This is a genomic window from Colwellia sp. 5_MG-2023 (assembly GCF_030547795.1).
GTDB lineage: Bacteria > Pseudomonadota > Gammaproteobacteria > Enterobacterales > Alteromonadaceae > Colwellia.
Genome location: NZ_JAUOPW010000012.1, coordinates 1 through 19,487, shown reverse-complemented (window position 1 = coordinate 19,487; position 19,487 = coordinate 1). Strand labels below are relative to the sequence as shown.

Sequence of the window (19,487 nt, the reverse complement as noted above, 5' to 3'; positions counted from 1 at the left end):
AACACTCAAATATTATAAGGTCTTTAAACCATAACTCCATCGACCATTAAACGCTTGGTAAGCCTTTACTTTCGCTAATGATGAAGTGATCTTGGCATTAACTGCATTATCTTCTGCTATTAAAACATCTTGCCGCGCATCTAACAACGCTAAGTATGGAATTTGTCCTTCTTGATACATCGCATTAGCTTGCAAAAATGCTTTATTGGCAAAGCTATAACGCTGATCGGCATACCCTTTTTGTGCAATACTTTTTGATAGTAAACGTAATGAAAGTTCACTGTCATTAAGTGCGCCCAATACTACTTTTTGGTATTCATTATAGGCGGCTTTACTCAAGTATTGTTGTGCATCACGTTGCGCTAATAATGCAGGATAGCTTAATAATGACCATTTAATTTGTGGTAAAATTTGCCATTGTTGCTGTGTATTACTTAACGTATTAGTACCAAGACTTACAATACCCACAAAGGCGTCTAAACTAACATCAGGTAACAATGCTTTACTTGCTGCAACACTTAGCGAATTAGTTTGGCTAAACTCATATAACGCTCTACTAATATCAGGACGTAAGGCAATAGCCTTATTAGGTTCAGCTAAAGCCACAGTAAAAAGTGTATCTAAAATAGTTTGCTCGTCTTCTAGTATAATATCACCACTAAAACGCCCTGTTAGCATAGCTAAAGTTGATAAATCTCGATATTGCGCATAGCTTACATCAGGTAATAACGCCTGTTGTTGACTAAGTTGCGCATGTGTACGATTTAAATCAAGCTCACTTGCAATCCCTTCTTGCACGCGCGCTTCAAGTACATCAATACTTTGCTCTAGAGCAGTAATCTGTAAATTAAGAATTTTTTCCTTCTGTTTATTACCTTGATAGCTGATATAACCGGTGACTACGGCAGATACTACTTCAATTCGTAATGCTCTTAACTGTTCAGCTTGACTCATAGCTGACGCATTAGCCGCGTCAACCAATGCAGTGATTCGACCGAATAAATCAAGTTGCCAATTTAACCCTAAATTAGCTGATGATTGACGAGTAACATCATCAGCTAAACCTGTACGTTGAGCACCAAGATTCACGCCACCTTGTGGAAGGTACTCAGCTTTTTGCGCACCTAATTTTGCCAGCGCACTTTTCATTTGTAATTGACTGGTCTTCAAATCGTAATTACTGGCTAACGCATCGTTAACCAGTTTATTAAGCTGAGCTGAATGCAATTGTTGCCACCAGTTTATTTCATCTTCACTGGCTAAATGCGCTGCAACATTTGTTTCTGCAACAAAAGCTTCCATTGATTGCCGATAGTTTTGTTCATCCACTTTACTAGCACAACCAGACAACACAGGGGTAATTAAAATAACACTAACAGCTAACTTATGGGCTAATTTGCACCTAAGCTTATTTGTTAAGTTAATCATGACTCCCCCTTTCCTGTTCTTTGTTTAGGTGCCGTCAGTAAAATATAAAATACCGGAGTAAATAATAAACCAAATACCGTTACTCCTATCATGCCTGAAAATACAGCATTCCCCATCGCATGTCTCATTTCAGCGCCAGCGCCTGTCGCTAACACTAATGGCACAACACCGGCGGTAAATGCAATGGAAGTCATTAATATTGGACGTAAACGTAATCGGCACGATTCAATAATTGCGTCGAAGTGAGATAAGCCTTGTTCATGCTGATCTTTAGCAAATTCCACCATCAAAATCGCATTTTTAGAGGCTAGCGCGACCAGTACAATTAATGCAATTTGAGTAAATATATTATTGTCTGAACCTACTAACCAAACACCTAACAACGCTGAAAAGATAGTCATAGGTACAATTAATATAATCGCTAATGGTAAACGTAAACTCTCATATTGCGCAGCTAATACCATGAAAACGAGCAGTACCACTAAAGGGAATACATATACCATAGTATTACCAGCCAATATTTGTTGGTACGTTACCTCGGTCCATTCATACGTAATGTCTTTTGGTAGTACTTCTGCTAAAACTTTCTCTATCGCTGCTTGCGCTTGATCTGAACTATAACCAGGTGCAGGGCTACCATTTAATTCAGCACTTGGATAACCATTGTAGTGCATAACACGATCAGGTCCGGTGGTTGGCGTAACCGTTAATATTGAACCTAATGGCACCATATTACCTTGGCGATTACGTACTTTTAAGTTAAGGATTTGCTCAGGTACTTGACGAAATTCAGCTTCAGCTTGTGCTTTCACTTGATAAGTACGACCAAACATATTGAAATCATTAATATAAACAGAGCCTAAGTATATTTGCAATGCATCAAAGACTTCATCTAACGGTATTCCTTGAATTAACGCTTGTTCACGGTCAATTTCAATATCCATTTGTGGAACTTGAACTCGAAAGCTCGAAAACAGCCCCATTAAGGCAGGGTCTTGTCTTGCTTTGTTAATCACACTTTGTAAACTGTTAAATAATACTTCAAAACCTTTGTTGCCACGGTCTTCAATTTGTAATTTAAAGCCACCCGTTGTTCCTAAACCACGAATTGGTGGTGGTGGGAATACCGCAACAAACGCTTTATCTATTGCCATAAATTTTTGATTTAACTGTGCAGCAATCGCCATAGCCGATTGACTAGGGTCTGTACGCATATCAAAAGACTCTAATGGCATAAATACAATGGCACTATTGGGACTATTGGTAAAACCATTTATTGATAAACCAGGGAAAGCAGCCGTATTAGCAACACCTGACACTTGTAGTGCAATCGCTTCCATTTCTTTTACAACAGCTTCTGTACGGTCAAGACTTGCGGCATCAGGTAACTGTGCAATGCCCACTAAATACTGTTTATCTTGTGCAGGAATAAAACCACCCGGCACTGTATTGAATAACTGCACAGTGCCACCAACTAGAATAATATAACCGGCAATCGCAATAACGCTCATACGCATTAATTTTTTAACTATCTTTTGATATCGTTTACTCGCACGATCAAAAAGGCGATTAAAAGGAGCAAATAACCAAGCACCAAACAGTTTATTTAATATTCGCGTTAACCTGTCTGGTTTGCTGTCATGTGACTTTAACAATATAGCGGCTAATGCTGGCGATAACGTTAATGAATTAAAGGCGGAAATGATCGTTGATATAGTAATAGTTAACGCAAATTGTTTATAAAACTGACCTGATACTCCACTAATAAAGGCTGTGGGAATGAATACAGCACTAAGCACTAAAGCAATGGCAATAATAGGCCCTGTTACTTCGGTCATTGCAACTTTTGTCGCTTCCAACGGAGATAAACCTGTTTCAATATTACGTTCAACGTTTTCAACAACGACAATGGCATCATCCACCACAATCCCTATGGCGAGTACTAAACCGAATAAAGATAAGGTATTGATAGAAACACCAAGCCAATGCATCACAGCAAAAGTACCTATTAATGAAACAGGTACTGCAATTAATGGAATAATTGACGCACGCCATGTTTGTAAAAAGAGTATCACTACAATCACAACAAGCACTATCGCTTCAATTAACGTTGTAATAACCGCATCGATAGAGTCACGTACAAAAATAGTTGGATCATAAACAATATCGTATTCAACCCCCGCAGGGAAATCTTGAGATAAGCGCGCCATGGTTTCACGTACTTGATCTGACAATTCAATGGCATTAGAGCCTGGACGTTGGAATACTGGGATAGCAAGTGCAGGTTGACTATCTAACATAGCGCGCAAAGAATAAGAGTCTTGTCCTAATTCAACACGTGCTACATCTTGTAAGCGTGTAACTTGACCTTCATCGCCTACCTTAATGATCACTTGTTCAAATTCTTCAACGTTATCAAGCCGCCCTTTAACATTCAATAATATTTGAAATTGGCTATCATTAGCAGAAGGTTGAGAGCCTAAGCTACCCGCTGCAACTTGCTGGTTTTGTGAGCGTAACGCACTGATAACATCTGATGCAGTTATTTGACGCGAAGCTAAAGCATCAGGATTAAGCCATACGCGCATTGAAAATTGACCACCACCAAATAATCTAACATCACCAACACCCGCTAAACGGGCAATTTGGTCTTTAATATAAAGATCTGCATAGTTAGACAAATAGGCCGTGTCGTGAGTTTTCTCTGGTGAGAATAGATGCACAACCATGGTTAAATCAGGTGTCGATTTTTCAGCAACAACACCTAGTCGTTGAACTTCTTCTGGCAAACGAGATAATGCACTATTAACACTATTTTGTACTTGTACTTGAGCTCTATCAAGATCAGTACCCAGTGCAAAGGTTACGGTTAAACTCATTCGGCCATCACTTGTCGCTTGAGATGACATGTACAACATATTCTCAATACCATTTATTTCTTGCTCAAGTGGCGTTGCAACAGTTTGCGCAATAACTGACGGATTAGCACCAGGGTAACTTGCTGTAACAACAACCGTTGGTGGCACTACTCCAGGATATTCACTAACAGGTAATTGAAAAAGCGAAATACTGCCGGCAATTAGAATTAACATCGACAAGACCGCTGCGAAAATAGGTCTTTGTATAAAAAAGTGGGAAAATTTCATTGTTAATTCTTACTCTTGTGACGTTAGCTGTGCCGTTAAATTGGCATCAGCAATAGGTAATAAAGTAAAAGTAACACCTGTACTATCAAGTATTATAGTGTTTGGGGAGATAGTCATACCAGGACCAACTCGGGCAGGACCATTCACGGCAATAACATCGGTTGCAACTAAACCAGCGTTAATCGCTCTATAGCTACCGTAGAGTTCACCGACTTGAATTGCCTTATATTCTAGAATATTGTTTTCGCCTACCGTTAAAACAAAACGGTTTTTTAAATCAGTACCAATAGCGCGATCAGGCACAATAATTTTATCACTTATACCATTAGCCGCTAATTTAATGCGAGCAAATGAACCGGCTCTAAGTTGACTTTGATTTTCATTAAATACAGCTCTTACACGTAACGTGCCTGTTGCTGAGTCAATCTGATTATCAATAAAATCAATGTAACCTTTAAAGGCAAAATCATCCTGTCCAACTTTTTGCATGACAACTTGCTGCTTATCATTAGCGGTAACATCAGAAAATGATCTATTCCATGTACGCTCATCTACGTCAAAATAAGCATACATTGCTTTATCTGACACAATACTGGTAAGCACACTTTGTCCTGCAATAACGTTATTACCTTTAGTAATACTGGCACGAGAGATTATTCCATCAATTGGTGAACGAATAGAAGTAAACTCTAATTCAAGTTTTGCAGCGATTAACTGTGCCTGTAAAGCATCAAGTTGTGCTTGGCGTTGACGTAAAGTTGAAGTACGTGATTCAGCTTGCTCTGTTGATATAGCTTTACGTTCAGTTAAACGTATAGCGCGTTTTTCTTCGCTTTTTGCTTGTTCTAATGCCGCTTCAGCACTATCTTTTTGCGCTTCTAGGCTAGCAACGATAGCTAAGAAAGGACGATCATCTAATTGAAAAAGTAGATCACCCTCTTTTACTTTTTCACCTTCATTAAAGGCGATATGCTCTATAACACCAGACACACGTGGCTTTAAAGCAACTTGTTCAGGTGCTTCTAAGCGTGTGGTATAGGTGTGCCAATTTTGTACAGGTTTAACAATAACATTTGCAACATCAATCGATTGTAATGGCGCCTGTTGTTTTTGTGCGTTCGGCTCTGGTGAGCAACCGGCTAGTGTTAAGATAGCAATAGTAATAACTATTGAGATTAGATGTTTGTTCATGTTAACTCCTATGGTGATGTGGCCGCAATTTTATGTAATTTGTTTAGTGACAAAAAGAATAGTTTTTACATTTGATTAGTGCCAAAATGGCAACAATAGAGTTAAATCGTGATAATCAATGGGGATAACTAATGGACACAACGAGTCGATTATTAATGTTACTTGAGGTGGTAGAGCAAGGTTCTTTTATCAGAGCAGCCGAAATACGCAATATAGATCGTTCTGTTATCTCTAAACAAATTAACCGTTTAGAAGATGAGTTAGGCGTAAGACTACTTAATAGAACCACACGTTCATTCTCATTAACCGCTGCTGGCTCTGAAATGATAAAAAAAGCAACAGAATTACGAACGCTATTGGGTGACACCGTACGTATTGCAGAGAACTTTCATTTAGAGCCACAAGGGTTACTGAGAATTACCTCAAGTACTTTATTCGGTAAACGTTACTTACAACCAGTGATTAATGATTTTCAAAAACGTTTTCCACAAGTAGAAGTTGAATTGAATTTAAGTGATCGCTTAATGGATATTGTCTCAGAAGGATTTGATTTAGCTTTTCGTGTCGGCGAGCCCAAAGATTCGTCACTAATTGCCCGACAAATTGCTCGAAATCGTTTATTAATACTGGCAACACCCGAGTTTATTAAGAATTATGGTATGCCTAGTACCATGGAGGATTTAGCTAGATTACCAGCAGCGACCTATGCTGGCGCATCTTTTAGAATTGACAGTGTACATTATTATGATGAACACGATCAGCTACAAGAGCAGAAACTTAAAAGTGTGTATAGAGCAAATGATCCTGAAGTGTTACTGATGAAAACACTTTCAGGTACTACTTTTATTATTGCGCCAGCGTTTATACTCGCTAACGAAATAATGGAGGGTAAATTAGTTCCTTTATTGACCAATATAAAACTAATACAGTTCGGGGCAATTTATGCCTATTATCCCCACCGAGATCTTCCTGTTAGAACAAGGTTATTTTTTGATGCGGTACGCGAATATATAGGCAAAGAAATACCAGTTTGGGAACAGGCGATTCCAAATTTTGAAGATATGTATTAAAAATAACAAAATATTATTTTAATGCCTTAGCTCGCTCATCGATATAGATGTAACCCATTGGAATTATTTAGGATACTTCAATGGCTCTAACATAAAAATCTGCGTCAGAGATAGAGATAATGTTCAATAACAACAAGCTTTCTAGCCATTCATATAAACATTACCCTATCAGAAGATCGTTCATCTCATTAAATTCACCGTCCATATAATAACCGTAAATATCAAGAGAATTATAGCACTTTACTTTAAAAGTCTACTTTAACTTTATTTGCAGTATTCACTGCTATTTCAATTGCTCTTTCAATCGACTCTGCACGTTTTAAAATAACACCTAAGCGACGTCTTCCATCAATTTCAGGTTTACCAAATAAACGAACTTGTGTTTGAGGCTGAGCTAATGCATCTTCAAGGCCTGAAAAACGAATATCTTTTGAGGTACCTTCACGCAAGATAACCGCTGAAGCACTTGGACCATATTGCTCTATTTGATGAATAGGTAAACCTAAAATCGCACGAGCATGCAAAGCAAACTCAGATAAATCTTGTGAAATAAGAGTGACTAATCCAGTATCATGTGGGCGTGGTGATACTTCACTAAAAATAACATCATCACCTTTAATAAAAAGCTCAACACCAAATAAACCGCGACCACCTAGAGCTTCAACTACACTCTTAGCCATTTGTTGTGCTTTTTCAATAGCCACAGCAGACATAAGTGCTGGCTGCCATGACTCTCGATAATCACCGTCTTCTTGTCGATGACCAATCGGAGCACAATAATGTATGCCATCTTTAGCATTAATCGTTAATAGCGTTATTTCATAATCAAAATCAACAAAACCCTCGATGATAACTTTTCCTTTACCTGCACGACCGCCTTCTTGTGCATATTTCCAAGCAGTTTCAATATCATCATTTGAACGAATCAGTGATTGGCCTTTACCCGACGAACTCATAATAGGCTTAACAACACACGGTATTCCTATTTTTTCAATACCGGCAGTAAACTCTTCATACGTAGCAGCAAATATATATGCTGAAGTAGCTAACCCTAACGTTTCAGCAGCTAAACATCGAATACCTTCTCTGTTCATTGTTAATTGTGTTGCTCTAGCACTTGGCACAACATTGAACCCTTCTTGCTCAAGTTCAGCTAACGTGTCTGTAGCAATCGCTTCAATCTCAGGAACAATAAAATGAGGACGTTCTTTCTCTACTAAAGCACGCAATTCTGTACCATCAAGCATGTTAATAACATAACTTCTATGAGCTACCTGCATACCAGGTGCATTGGCATAGCGGTCAACACCAATAACTTCAACACCCAAGCGTTGTAATTCAATAACAACTTCTTTACCTAATTCTCCGCAACCTAACATCATTACTTTTGTAGCTGATGCTGAACAAGCTGTACCTAACATTAATACCTCAAATATTTATAGTAAGTTAATTAAAAAGATCATAACTGAAGTTGTGTATTCACCCTAGTAAAAATCTCTCATTTAATACTAAAGATAATAACAGCATCATATAAAGTAATTTGAAACTATACATCCTCCTACGGAGTATGTTTACATTGAATTATCAATAAATAGTTAATTTATGATCTGAAACCAATTAAATCCATTAAAGCTTAAGTGGTTTATTTTAATGATTAATAACGGTTTATTTAGACGGTGGAATTATTAAAGTAATGTTGTTATATAACCTACATCGTTAATAATGAGAATAATAGCCTATTTCTTCACGCTAATGTTTTCAAGTAATTTAATAATTGTATGATTTTTATTTAATTGAGCTAAATCAATAAGGTAGCTTTTTTCAATATCGAGCATAGGTTCGTGTGATAGCAATTCCCTTACTAATTGATCTTCACCATTGACTATAGCGGTTTTTAAGGCCGCAAAATTGGCTATCCCTGGTTTATTTCTATCGGTATTATCAGATCCCATAAGTCGTACTCCATTAAATAATTCAAGAATGAAATTCAAGCATAGTCTTATGGCTACAAATTACCAGTGCTATACCTGATAAATATAGGTGATTATTAATTATTTATAAACCAATTATAATCGGCTCTCGAATTAAGCTTCTGTGATAGATACAAGCCTAATTCTTTAAGCTGGGTATTATTTTGGTAATTTGGAATTAACGCCTTTAGTTTATCTAAAGCATCCTGACTTTGCCCTGCTCCATCTAATGCAAGCACATATGTATAAGCATACTCAGGGTTACTTGGCATAAGCTGCATAGATTTTTTAAACAAAGGTAACCCTTTATCTAAGCGTTTTTGGCGAACAAAGTGTAACCCATAAGAATAATGCAAAGCAGCTGACTTAGGATTGAGTTTAATACCTTTTGACAGTACCGATGCTACCTGAAATGACTTCTGCTGAGAGCGATATATATCAGCTAAATTAATATAACCCGTTTCAAAATAAGGCTCTATTTTAATTGCCTTTTTGAAGGCCTCTTCAGCTGCTGTTTTTCTATTCATCTCAAGAGCTAATATGCCTTTATTCGCCATACCTTCACCACGCCAACTATTAACATCATTAAAAATAATTAATTCTTTAAATGCTTTATCAAAAAGAGTTTGATTGAGAAAAAGTACATCGCCTGATAATAAACTACGTGCAGTAGCAATTCTTACCGATTTATATTTATCTTCAAGTAAAGGGCTGAGTTGATTAACTCTGTCCTGTGATGGCAATAAAGTTGCTACACTTGCGGCACTCAATCTTATTAATGCTTCATCATGAGATAAGTACGGAGCCAACTCAGCTACACTAATTGTAGTTGTGGTGTAACTTAGTAATTGAATAGCAGTAGCTCGACTCATAATATCAAGTTGTTCATCTGCCATAATAGATAAATGCTGTTGTAATGAAATACCTTGACCGCTATTTAATAACATCAATAAGTGCTTACTTGAAAGAATAGCTTTAGGCTTACCATGCCATTTTTCTAAAGTAGCACTTGCCCATTCATTAGACTTCTCTTCATGGCATTGTACACAAGCATTTGGCGTATCGAAGGTTTCAGATAAATATGGACGAGGTATTTTGAAGCTATGATCACGTCTATCATCTACACCCATATAAGTGTTTTCAGGCATATGACAATTTACACATTGAGCACCTGTAGAGTTTTCATTATGTTGATGATGTTTTTTAACGTTATAAACTTCAGCGCCATGACATTGTAAACATAAGCCATTGCCTTCAACTTTTAGTTTCATCGTATGTTTATCATGGCAATCTAAACAGTTAACCCCCTCTTTATACATTTTGCTTTGCAAGAAAGAACCATAAACATAAACTTCTTCTTTAATTTGGCCATCAGCATAATAGTTAGGGCTAGCGGTAAAATTAGGTGTAAATTGATCTAAAAAAGGTGTATTTGCTTTAAAGCCGTCGGTTAATGGGGCTCTAAGTGAATGACATGCAAAACAGTTATCCATAAAATCGTTATTACGTTCACCACCTTCCCAATGAGCTGTTTTATCGCCGATGCTTCGTAACCATCGACCTGTAGGATGATTGATAGATGTAACGCTAGCACGTACTTCCGCTTGCTTTGGTGTTTTCATATGGTCTGTCATATCCCCATGACAAGATAAACAACCTACATTGATATTATCAAATTCAGTTTTAAAGGTATTATCTTGACCATTATAGTTTCTAACCAGTCCATCAGAATGACAATCTGCGCACATGCCGTTCCAATTTTGTAATGGCTGTCGCCAATGTAGTCTGTCTTCTGGACGTATTTCTTCATGACTATAGTTGTGATACCAACGCTGTCCACCTTCTTCTTTACTTCTAGCATCCCAAGCAAATGGAAGTACTTGCAATCTCCCTGGCTCAGTTTCAACTAAATATTGCTGCAATGGTGTATAGCCAAAAGTATATTTTATTGGATAAGTATCCACGTTATCATCATAAGAAACAGTAACTTGATAGCTATTGTCTTTAATGAAGAAGTGAGCTTTCTGACCATAATGTTCAACATTTACACCTGAAAAGTCAGCGATTACTGTCGTGCTATCTGCAATCGACATGGCTTTAGCATGATCTGAATGTGTCCATTCTTGTTCAGACTGAGCATGACAGGAAGTACAGGTTTGATTTGATATAGGTGCTTTCTTTTGAAAATCATGTCCACTTATTACTGCTGACTGTGCGGAAGCAATAAACAGAGAAAACACAAATAAAATAGTTACTACATTTTTAATATTCAAAATTTATATTTACCTTAAAAAGCTTACTTATTTATTAAATTAACTTCGTAATAATTTTTTTATTATACGGCTTAATGTTCGGAAAAAACGTGCTCTAACTCTTACTTATTAAGTTACCAATGTTGAGATATCATATTGATAAATTGTGCTAAAATTTTATATGAGTATTAAATAATAAGATTTATTAAATAGTTCAACATCCTTTCTTTTCGGCCAGCTCATTAAGCTTTATCACTATTTATACCTAACCAGCCACTACAGTACAATAATCAAGCTGCAACTATAAATATTCTTTCTCTTACCTCATAAGTTATAATATTTATCGCCTCCCTTTGCCTAAATATTTTTATCCTCAAATATTAATAACTGACTTATTTTTAATAAGAATAAATGAGGTAGCCGACAAAAAATAATAACTCACATTATTCAATCTGACGTTATTCGTCTTCAACAATAATAATATGTAAAACTTCAGGTCCGTGAGCACCTTTAACTAATACACCTTCAATATCCGTTGTGCCACTAACCCCTGATATTAAACACATATTTCGTGGCGTTTGTTTTTTCTTAGCCATTTCATTTGCGATAAGCGCGTAGTCATCCATGTAGTGAAGTATTTTTGACTTAGGTATAACGGCAATCAAATACAACGGAAGGAAGTTAAGTAAAATAGGCATTTCAGGACCCGAATGTGCAACAAACGAACCGGTTTCAGCAACACCATATTCCGCCCAACATAAACCCACAGTGTTATCGTTTACAATATCGATATCTGTTGTTATACCCTGCCAGTTTAATTTATTTAATGGTTCAACACTCTGGACTTTAAGTTCAGGCGGTAAAGAGTTTCTGTCAAAAAACTGCTTTACCGAATGAGGTAACATATCAAGGGTCGAAATTTTCTCGCAGGTTGTTCCTATAACTAAACCCGCATCAATTCTTAACATTAATGCTTCAGTTGCGTCTGCACACATTAATTGAGGACGCGCAAATTCACTCTCTTTTAAAAGCTCAAGTGCTTCATCTTCAATAGTTTTAGCATCGGCAGTGATAGTTGGTTTTGCACTTTTAATAGCATTAAATATTTTTTCTCTGCTCATATCGCTTATGTGTTTATTCATTATTTACGCTCCATCACTTTTAAATTTTTTCATTTTTTTATATTGATGCATAAATGTTGTTGTTTCTGGCTCTATTAAGTCGCGATTTTTCGTCCATCCAGAAGTAAAAGGCATAAACTTGATCCAGCCATTACGACTAAATATTTTCATAAATATAACGCTACATGACGAGAACAACTGAAACAATTGAGGTCTTTTAGCTAATTGGCCAAAAAACTTAACAACAAAGCGATTGGTCTGTGGCTCATACTTTTTCTGCCACGATTGCGCACGCAGCGAGCGTAATAATTTAGGAAGAGGAATATTAACAGGGCAAACATCTTCACAACGCCCGTTCATGGTACAAGCATGAGTTTGTTTATTAGCGACTTCAAGGCTTTGTAAATGAGGCGTAAGTACCGAGCCCATAGGCCCAGGATATACAGAGCCATAAGCATGTCCGCCAATATGTTTATATACCACACAATGATTCATACAAGCTCCACAACGAATACAGCGCAGCATTTCTTCCATACCTTCAGCGAGCATTTTTGTTCGACCGTTATCGACTAAAACAATGTGACATTCTTCAGGTCCGTCAGCATCGTTCTTTCTTTTGGGGCCGTTATGAAAAGTTATATATTGCGTGATATCTGCGCCAGTAGCAGAGCGTGTTAACAAACGTAATAAAGGGATTGCATGTGCCATTGATGGTACAAGCTTCTCAATACCTGCAGTAACTATGTGTACTTTAGGTGGAGTAATTGTTAGCTCAGCATTACCTTCATTGGTTACTGTACAAGAAGAGCCACTGTCGGCAAGTAAGAAATTAGAGCCACTAATGCCAATATCAGATGTTAAAAACTTAGTGCGCAGATCCCTACGTGCACTTCTTACCAGATCAGTAATTTCTTCTGAATAAGTTGGATCGCTATGAAACTCCCTAAAAAGTTTAACAACGTCTTCCCTGCTTCTATGCATAGCAGGCCAAATGATATGCGATGGTGGATCACCCGCCAGCTGAATAATATGTTCGGCAAGATCGGTTTCAATGCGCTCCATATCTGAATTATCAAAAGCGTGTGTTAAGCCTATTTCTTCGCCCAACATAGATTTACTACGAGTTACTTTTTTAGCTTTGTGTTCACGGCAGATATCTAACACAATTTTTGAAGCTTCTTCAGCAGTACTCGCCCAATGAACAATAGTACCTTGAGCTAAAGCATTTTTTTCAAATTCAGCCAAATAATGATCCATATGCTTAATGGTATGGTCTTTAACTTTTTGACCTTGTGCTCGTGCTTTTTCAAATTCAGGAAAGTTTGCAATGGCATCACTACGTTTTGCTTCAGCTTTGTCGGTTGTACGCCTGATGATCATTTTTAAATCAGGTTGCGCTAAAGCATCAGTAACATTTTGAGTAAAATTTTCAGGTTTATTAGCTTGCATCGTTAGCCCCTATAATCTTTGGTGCTAAACCCGCCAAAACTTCAGCGGTATGCAATGCTGTAATTTTTTGATTACCTTCTCGATTAAGCTTTCCAGCGATGTTCATTAAACATCCCATATCGCCACCAAGTAAATAATCAGCGTCAGCAGCAACAACATTCTCTACTTTTTCGCTAACAATGGCGTTAGATATGTCTGAATATTTAACACAAAATGTTCCACCAAAACCACAGCATTCAGAATGACCATTCAATGGTTTATGCTCTAAACCTTTAACGGTAGAAAGCATTTCTCTTGGTTGCTCGTAAACATTAAGAGAACGGTAACCAGAGCAACTATCGTGATAAGTGAATGTCCCATCAAGTTCAACACCTTTCGGTTTGAAATTACATACATCAACTAAAAATGAGAGTAGTTCATGAGTTCTGTCAGCTAAATGTTGAGCTCTTGCTTGCCAACCGGGTTGTTCTTTAAATACTTCTATAAAGTTCTTTTTGATCATTGAAGCACATGAACCCGAAGGTAAAATAACATAATCAAATTCTTCAAACTGTTCTATAACTTGATAAGCGATTTGACGAGTACCTTCATCGTCACCTGAATTAAATGCGGGTTGTCCACAGCAAGATTGAGCTGCTGGAACTTCAACAGTACAACCTGCTTGCTCAAGCAAAGTGATGGAAGCAAAACCTACTGAAGGACGCATTGTATTTACCAAACAGGTAACAAATAGTCCGACTCTCTTCTCGGAAATATTTAAACATTCAATCGTATTAGATTGATTAGCGTCAGTATAATTATTTTTGTCAGACATTTATCCGCCCTTATTCTACGAAGGTAATTTGGATATAGATTCAATATCCATCTACTTGAACAATTTAGTATGAAACACAGACAAAAGTATTATTATTTATAATACCCTACGTCGTTTCTCCTATATGAGCAATATACTCTGTTGGTATTTACCTGTATATTCGCAATAGAAAAATAAACTATTTCCATTTTAAACATAATGAGTTTGATATGAACGGTGCATCTGAGTTAGCAATTTTTGCTGTAGTAGTAGAAGAGAAGTCTTTTAGCCTGGCAGCTCAAAAAACAGGTTTGTCCAAAACCGTTGTTAGTAAAAAAATATCGGCACTAGAAAAACAGTTAAATACACAGCTACTTTATAGAACCACTCGAAAGCTTAGTCTTACTGACGCAGGTAAATTACTTTATAAACATGCAAAAGGTATTAACCAGCAAGCAAATGATGCTTTTACCGCGGTTAACGAGTTATCTAAAGACATTTCTGGTCATATTACAATGTCTGTACCGACCATTTCAGGTGAGTTATTACTGGCAGAGTTAGTATCAAGTTTTTGCAAAACCTACCCTAAAATCACCATTGAATTACGACTTGAAAATAAGCTTATCGACTTAGTTGAAGAAGGTGTTGATTTAGCTATAAGAACAGCTGTACTAGAGGATTCTTCCCTTATAGCTGTGCCTTTATTGGAATCTAATTGGATTGTCTGTGCTTCACCCGAGTATTTAAAAGCGAATAAAGCATTAAATACAATTGATGATCTGAAACGCCATAACTGTCTTTGCTACGATCTACAAGCAAATGGTAGTAATGAGTGGCGCTTTGATGACAATGGCGAGCAAAAATCAATATTAGTAAGAGGCTGTATGTCTTCAAATAATGCTTATTCTTTAAAAAAAGCAGCTATGAATGATATTGGGATTATTTATGTGCCTAAATGTAGTGTTTATGAAGACTTACAAGCAGGTTTATTGGTCAATGTGCTGAGCGATTATAAGGCACGTTCGCTAGGGGTTTTTGCTGTTTATCCCTACACGCGATATAAACCTGAAAAGCTAACCTTACTTATTGAGCATATTAAGCAAGGCTATCAAGATTTGGAGCATTATTTTACCTAAATCTCACTGCAAAGGTGACAATATTGCAACAGGGTGAATCAACACACTGATCCCAGCCGATCACCCTTCCTGATACCAACTCATAACTTCATTTTCCCCGTTAATTGGTGAGAGTTAAGCAGTTGCTTTAATTTCTCTTGTGAAAAATATCTTTCAGTCATAGCCACCTCTAAAATAGGTTTATTTAGCTGATAAGCCAACTTGGCAATAGTGATACTCGGTGCGTTAGTGACAGTTTTGATAATTTATAAAATATTTTGGAGGCTGTTACTCAAGCTAAACTTCATTTAAATCAAGGTAAAAACACTTTTAGCTGATTTACAGCGCCTATCTGCTGTGTAGTCAACTTGCTTTTTATTGTTAGTTTTTAAATATTCCCTTTACACCATATAATTTATTAAATTTCTTTCCAACTCGGTGCTATGTTAGATACCCAATAACAAAGTGAATTTAGTTATGAATCGCTAAGGCTTTCTAAAACGAGTATATAACTAAAGCACGAGTATATATTTAAAGCAGTTGTTCACTAACAGGCAACAAATACTCTTGTATGTTAATGTAGATTTACTAAGCTTTAATGTGATCTATAAAGACACTTTTTAATGGAGGTAACGATTAATGACCAAATCAATACAATCTTTGAAGCCACTTGAAATTAATGGTGAAACTTACCACTACTATAGTTTTGACAGTTTGGCAGAAAAATATGATATTTCACGTTTACCTTTCGCAGCAAAAATTCTGCTAGAAAATTTATTACGACATGCCGAACATGATTTTGTACAGCAAGGTGATATTGAAACTTTAGCCAAGTGGGATGTAGATAACTGGCAGGATACTGAAATTTCCTTTGTGCCTTCTCGTGTAGTTTTACAAGATTTCACTGGGGTTCCTGCCGTAGTTGATTTAGCAGCTATGCGTGATGCCATCGTAAAAATGGGCGGCTCAGCAGACAAAATAAATCCATTAAACCCTGTCGAGTTGGTTATTGATCATTCAGTGATGGTCGATGTCTTCGGTAAAGCCGATGCCATGGAACAAAACACTGCCATTGAGTTTCAACGTAATAAAGAACGCTATCAGTTTTTACGCTGGGGTCAGCAAAGTTTCGATAATTTTAAAGTAGTACCTCCAGGTCGTGGCATAGTCCATCAGGTTAATCTCGAATATTTGGCGCGAGTTGTTTTTAAAAAAATAGATGAAAATAATTTACTGTATCCTGATACTTTAGTTGGCACCGACTCTCATACCACCATGATTAACGGCCTAGGCGTTTTAGGCTGGGGGGTTGGCGGCATAGAAGCTGAAGCGGCGATGTTAGGCCAACCGGTTACTATGTTATTACCAGAAATAGTCGGTTTTGAATTAAAAGGTAAGCTACCTTCGGGTACTACCGCTACTGACTTAGTATTGACAGTAACCGAACAATTGCGTGCTGCCGGTGTAGTGGGTAAATTTGTTGAATTTTTTGGCTCCGGAGTAAATGAACTGACCTTAGCCGATAGAGCAACTATTGCCAATATGGCACCAGAATACGGGGCTACTTGCGGTATTTTTCCTATCGATAATCAAACCATCGACTATTTGCAATTAACAGGACGTGACAGCGAACATATTGAGCGCATAAAGCTATATTTAAAAACAATGGGGATGTGGGGTACTGAGTCTCAAGATAATGCGGTGTATAACAGTCGATTATCCCTGCAATTAGAAACGGTGGTGCCTTCAATTGCCGGTCCAAAGCGCCCACAAGATAGAATTTCACTAGACCACGCTGGTACGGCCTATCAAGACTGGTTAACATTACAACATGGCGTACAAAAAACCAGTTCAAACAAAGATGAAAGTGGCTTTGAAAGTGAAGGCGGCCAACCTTCAGTGTTATTACCAGCAAGTGACGAAGATCCTGGTATCCCCTGCAAGTATGGTGATGAAGAGTTTATATTGAAACACGGTTCGGTAGTGATTGCAGCGATTACCAGCTGTACTAATACCTCGAATCCATCGGTATTAATTGCCGCGGGTTTATTAGCCAGAAATGCTAGGCAGCGTGGATTAACCGTTAAACCTTGGGTAAAAACGAGCTTAGCGCCAGGCTCTCAAGTTGTCACAGACTATCTCCATAAGTCTGGTTTAAATGAAGACTTAGATGCCCTTGGTTTTCAACTTGTGGGGTATGGCTGTACCACATGCATTGGTAATTCAGGTCCTTTGCCCCTAGAAATTAGTGAAGCAATTCATCAAGGCGATTTGTCGGTGACTTCTGTGTTATCAGGTAATCGCAACTTTGAAGGACGTATTCATCCTGAAATACAAGCTAACTATCTAGCCTCACCTCCTTTAGTGGTTGCCTATGCATTAGCAGGTAATATGAAAATAGATATTACCACTGATTCTTTGGGTGATGATGACTCAGGCAACCCCGTTTATTTGCATGACATATGGCCAGATAATCATGAAATTAAAGAAGTTATCAAAAACGTTATTGACAGTTCGATGTTTACTTCCCGTTATGCTGATATTTATAACGGTAATAAAGACTGGCAAAATATGGAGGTCGTCCAAAGCCAAAAATATGATTGGCCTGATTCTACTTACGTAAAATTACCGCCATTTTTTGATAATATTAGTGCCCAAATACCGGAAATTAAATCGATTGAAAATGCTCGATGTTTGTTAAAACTGGGCGACAGTGTCACCACAGATCATATTTCACCCGCAGGTTCAATTGCGCTAGATAGTCCCGCAGCTGAGTATTTAAAACAGGAAGGCGTGTCGGTCAAAGATTTTAATTCTTATGGCTCTAGGCGCGGTAATCATGAGGTAATGATGCGAGGTACCTTTGCTAATGTGCGTTTACGTAATTTGTTAGCTCCGGGCACCGAAGGTTGTTGGACTAGAATGATGCCATCAGGTGCAAAAATGAGTGTATTCGATGCTGCTATGCAATATCAACAGCAGAAGATTGCTTCAATTGTATTAGCCGGTAAAGAATACGGTACAGGTAGCTCACGTGATTGGGCTGCAAAAGGACCTGCATTATTAGGCGTAAAAGCAGTTATTGCACAAAGCTATGAACGTATTCATCGTTCAAACTTAGTTGGCATGGGCATATTACCATTGCAATTTATGTCTGATGATAGTGCTGATTCATTAAATATCACAGGTGAAGAAAAATTTAGTATTCCAGCGGTGAAAATAGGACAAAAAACAGTAACCGTATTTGTCACAAATGAGGATGGCAATCAGCGTTCATTTGAAGCGAAAATTCGAATTGATACACCAAACGAATTTAGTTATTACCAACACGGTGGCATATTGCATTATGTACTGCGTAACTTAGCTACCACATAAGTAGTTACTAATAAGTAAGTAGTCACTCAGTGATTATGGTCCTGAATCATAATCACTGAGCTCCATACTTGCTGTAACTTATTTAGTGGAGAGCATTCACTTCATAAGCACTGGTGAAAACAGTAATGATTATCACTAACATTGTCAATGATATTTTAATATTTATTGTTTGTTTTTCAAATCGCCCGTAGGACAATAAAAAAATCAATAAATAAAACCTAAATAGGTATATTAATACTTATTTTATATTTTTCTATAAAGCTTTAAATTAGAGTGACTTAGATATTTTTGAATTGGTTTAGAGATTTATATATTATGAAAGCGAACTGACGAGCTTAGTTTTTATTTAAGTGAAATTGGTTGCGGGAGCCGGTATATCATGAAAGCGAACTGACGAGCTTAGTTTTTACTTAAGTGAAATTGGTTACGGGAGCCGGTATATTATGAAAGCGAACTGACGAGCTTAGTTTTACTTAAGCGAAATTGGTTACGGGAGCCGGTATATTATGAAAGCGAACTGACGAGCTTAGTTTTACTTAAGCGAAATTGGTTACGGGAGCCAATATATTATGAAAGC

The 19,487-nt window shown here is 37.3% G+C and carries 12 protein-coding genes; 3 read left to right on the top strand and 9 right to left on the bottom strand.

Annotated features, from left to right (window positions below; translation table 11 throughout):
* Positions 1-12 precede the first annotated feature (12 nt).
* The 3 genes from Q4496_RS09910 to Q4496_RS09900 are packed head-to-tail and all read right to left on the bottom strand — an operon-like array spanning position 13 to position 5,765.
* Positions 13-1,428, bottom strand: coding sequence for a TolC family protein (locus tag Q4496_RS09910; RefSeq protein ID WP_303610387.1), 1,416 nt, complete (start codon positions 1,426-1,428; stop codon positions 13-15).
* Positions 1,425-4,574: an efflux RND transporter permease subunit gene (locus Q4496_RS09905; protein WP_215972344.1), complete on the bottom strand. Its 3,150-nt coding sequence runs from the start codon at positions 4,572-4,574 to the stop codon at positions 1,425-1,427. Before Q4496_RS09905 ends, Q4496_RS09910 begins: the two co-directional genes overlap by 4 nt.
* 9 nt (positions 4,575-4,583) lie before the next feature.
* On the bottom strand, positions 4,584-5,765 hold the full coding sequence (locus Q4496_RS09900; protein WP_303610386.1) for an efflux RND transporter periplasmic adaptor subunit: 1,182 nt from the start codon (positions 5,763-5,765) through the stop codon (positions 4,584-4,586).
* A 131-nt stretch (positions 5,766-5,896) separates the two neighbouring features.
* On the opposite strand from Q4496_RS09900, the gene Q4496_RS09895 reads away from it, so the two are divergent.
* Positions 5,897-6,835, top strand: coding sequence for a LysR family transcriptional regulator (locus Q4496_RS09895; RefSeq protein WP_215972346.1), 939 nt, complete (start codon positions 5,897-5,899; stop codon positions 6,833-6,835).
* Positions 6,836-7,080: 245 nt separating this feature from the next.
* Here Q4496_RS09895 and purT read toward each other — a convergent pair whose 3' ends face one another.
* From purT to Q4496_RS09865, 6 genes are all read right to left on the bottom strand, one after another.
* Positions 7,081-8,256 carry a formate-dependent phosphoribosylglycinamide formyltransferase gene (gene purT, locus Q4496_RS09890; protein WP_303610385.1) on the bottom strand — a complete coding sequence of 392 codons (1,176 nt, stop codon included), beginning with the start codon at positions 8,254-8,256 and terminating at the stop codon, positions 7,081-7,083.
* Positions 8,257-8,571: 315 nt separating this feature from the next.
* Positions 8,572-8,787: a hypothetical protein gene (locus Q4496_RS09885; RefSeq protein WP_215972348.1), complete on the bottom strand. Its 216-nt coding sequence runs from the start codon at positions 8,785-8,787 to the stop codon at positions 8,572-8,574.
* Positions 8,788-8,882: 95 nt separating this feature from the next.
* The gene (locus Q4496_RS09880; RefSeq protein WP_303601897.1) at positions 8,883-11,078 is read right to left on the bottom strand and encodes a cytochrome c3 family protein; all 2,196 of its coding nucleotides are present in this window, start codon (positions 11,076-11,078) and stop codon (positions 8,883-8,885) included.
* Positions 11,079-11,515: 437 nt separating this feature from the next.
* Positions 11,516-12,199 carry a lactate utilization protein gene (locus tag Q4496_RS09875; RefSeq protein WP_303610384.1) on the bottom strand — a complete coding sequence of 228 codons (684 nt, stop codon included), beginning with the start codon at positions 12,197-12,199 and terminating at the stop codon, positions 11,516-11,518.
* A 3-nt stretch (positions 12,200-12,202) separates the two neighbouring features.
* Positions 12,203-13,627 carry a lactate utilization protein B gene (locus Q4496_RS09870; RefSeq protein ID WP_303610383.1) on the bottom strand — a complete coding sequence of 475 codons (1,425 nt, stop codon included), beginning with the start codon at positions 13,625-13,627 and terminating at the stop codon, positions 12,203-12,205.
* Complete coding sequence (locus Q4496_RS09865; RefSeq protein ID WP_303610382.1) at positions 13,617-14,441, bottom strand: (Fe-S)-binding protein; 825 nt, start codon at positions 14,439-14,441, stop codon at positions 13,617-13,619. The genes Q4496_RS09870 and Q4496_RS09865 overlap by 11 nt, the downstream gene beginning before the upstream one ends.
* A gap of 209 nt (positions 14,442-14,650) precedes the next feature.
* Here Q4496_RS09865 and Q4496_RS09860 point away from each other — a divergent pair, with 209 nt between their 5' ends.
* Complete coding sequence (locus Q4496_RS09860; protein ID WP_303610381.1) at positions 14,651-15,556, top strand: LysR family transcriptional regulator; 906 nt, start codon at positions 14,651-14,653, stop codon at positions 15,554-15,556.
* A 618-nt stretch (positions 15,557-16,174) separates the two neighbouring features.
* Positions 16,175-18,910: an aconitate hydratase AcnA gene (acnA, locus tag Q4496_RS09855; RefSeq protein WP_215972925.1), complete on the top strand. Its 2,736-nt coding sequence runs from the start codon at positions 16,175-16,177 to the stop codon at positions 18,908-18,910.
* The last annotated feature ends 577 nt before the right edge of the window (positions 18,911-19,487 follow it).

Coding starts and splice junctions, on each gene's coding strand:
- Q4496_RS09910 (WP_303610387.1), bottom strand. CDS start 1,428: ATGATTAACTTAACAAATAAGCTTAGGTGCAAATTAGCCCATAAGTTA.
- Q4496_RS09905 (WP_215972344.1), bottom strand. CDS start 4,574: ATGAAATTTTCCCACTTTTTTATACAAAGACCTATTTTCGCAGCGGTC.
- Q4496_RS09900 (WP_303610386.1), bottom strand. CDS start 5,765: ATGAACAAACATCTAATCTCAATAGTTATTACTATTGCTATCTTAACA.
- Q4496_RS09895 (WP_215972346.1), top strand. CDS start 5,897: ATGGACACAACGAGTCGATTATTAATGTTACTTGAGGTGGTAGAGCAA.
- purT (WP_303610385.1), bottom strand. CDS start 8,256: ATGTTAGGTACAGCTTGTTCAGCATCAGCTACAAAAGTAATGATGTTA.
- Q4496_RS09885 (WP_215972348.1), bottom strand. CDS start 8,787: ATGGGATCTGATAATACCGATAGAAATAAACCAGGGATAGCCAATTTT.
- Q4496_RS09875 (WP_303610384.1), bottom strand. CDS start 12,199: ATGAATAAACACATAAGCGATATGAGCAGAGAAAAAATATTTAATGCT.
- Q4496_RS09870 (WP_303610383.1), bottom strand. CDS start 13,627: ATGCAAGCTAATAAACCTGAAAATTTTACTCAAAATGTTACTGATGCT.
- Q4496_RS09865 (WP_303610382.1), bottom strand. CDS start 14,441: ATGTCTGACAAAAATAATTATACTGACGCTAATCAATCTAATACGATT.
- Q4496_RS09860 (WP_303610381.1), top strand. CDS start 14,651: ATGAACGGTGCATCTGAGTTAGCAATTTTTGCTGTAGTAGTAGAAGAG.
- acnA (WP_215972925.1), top strand. CDS start 16,175: ATGACCAAATCAATACAATCTTTGAAGCCACTTGAAATTAATGGTGAA.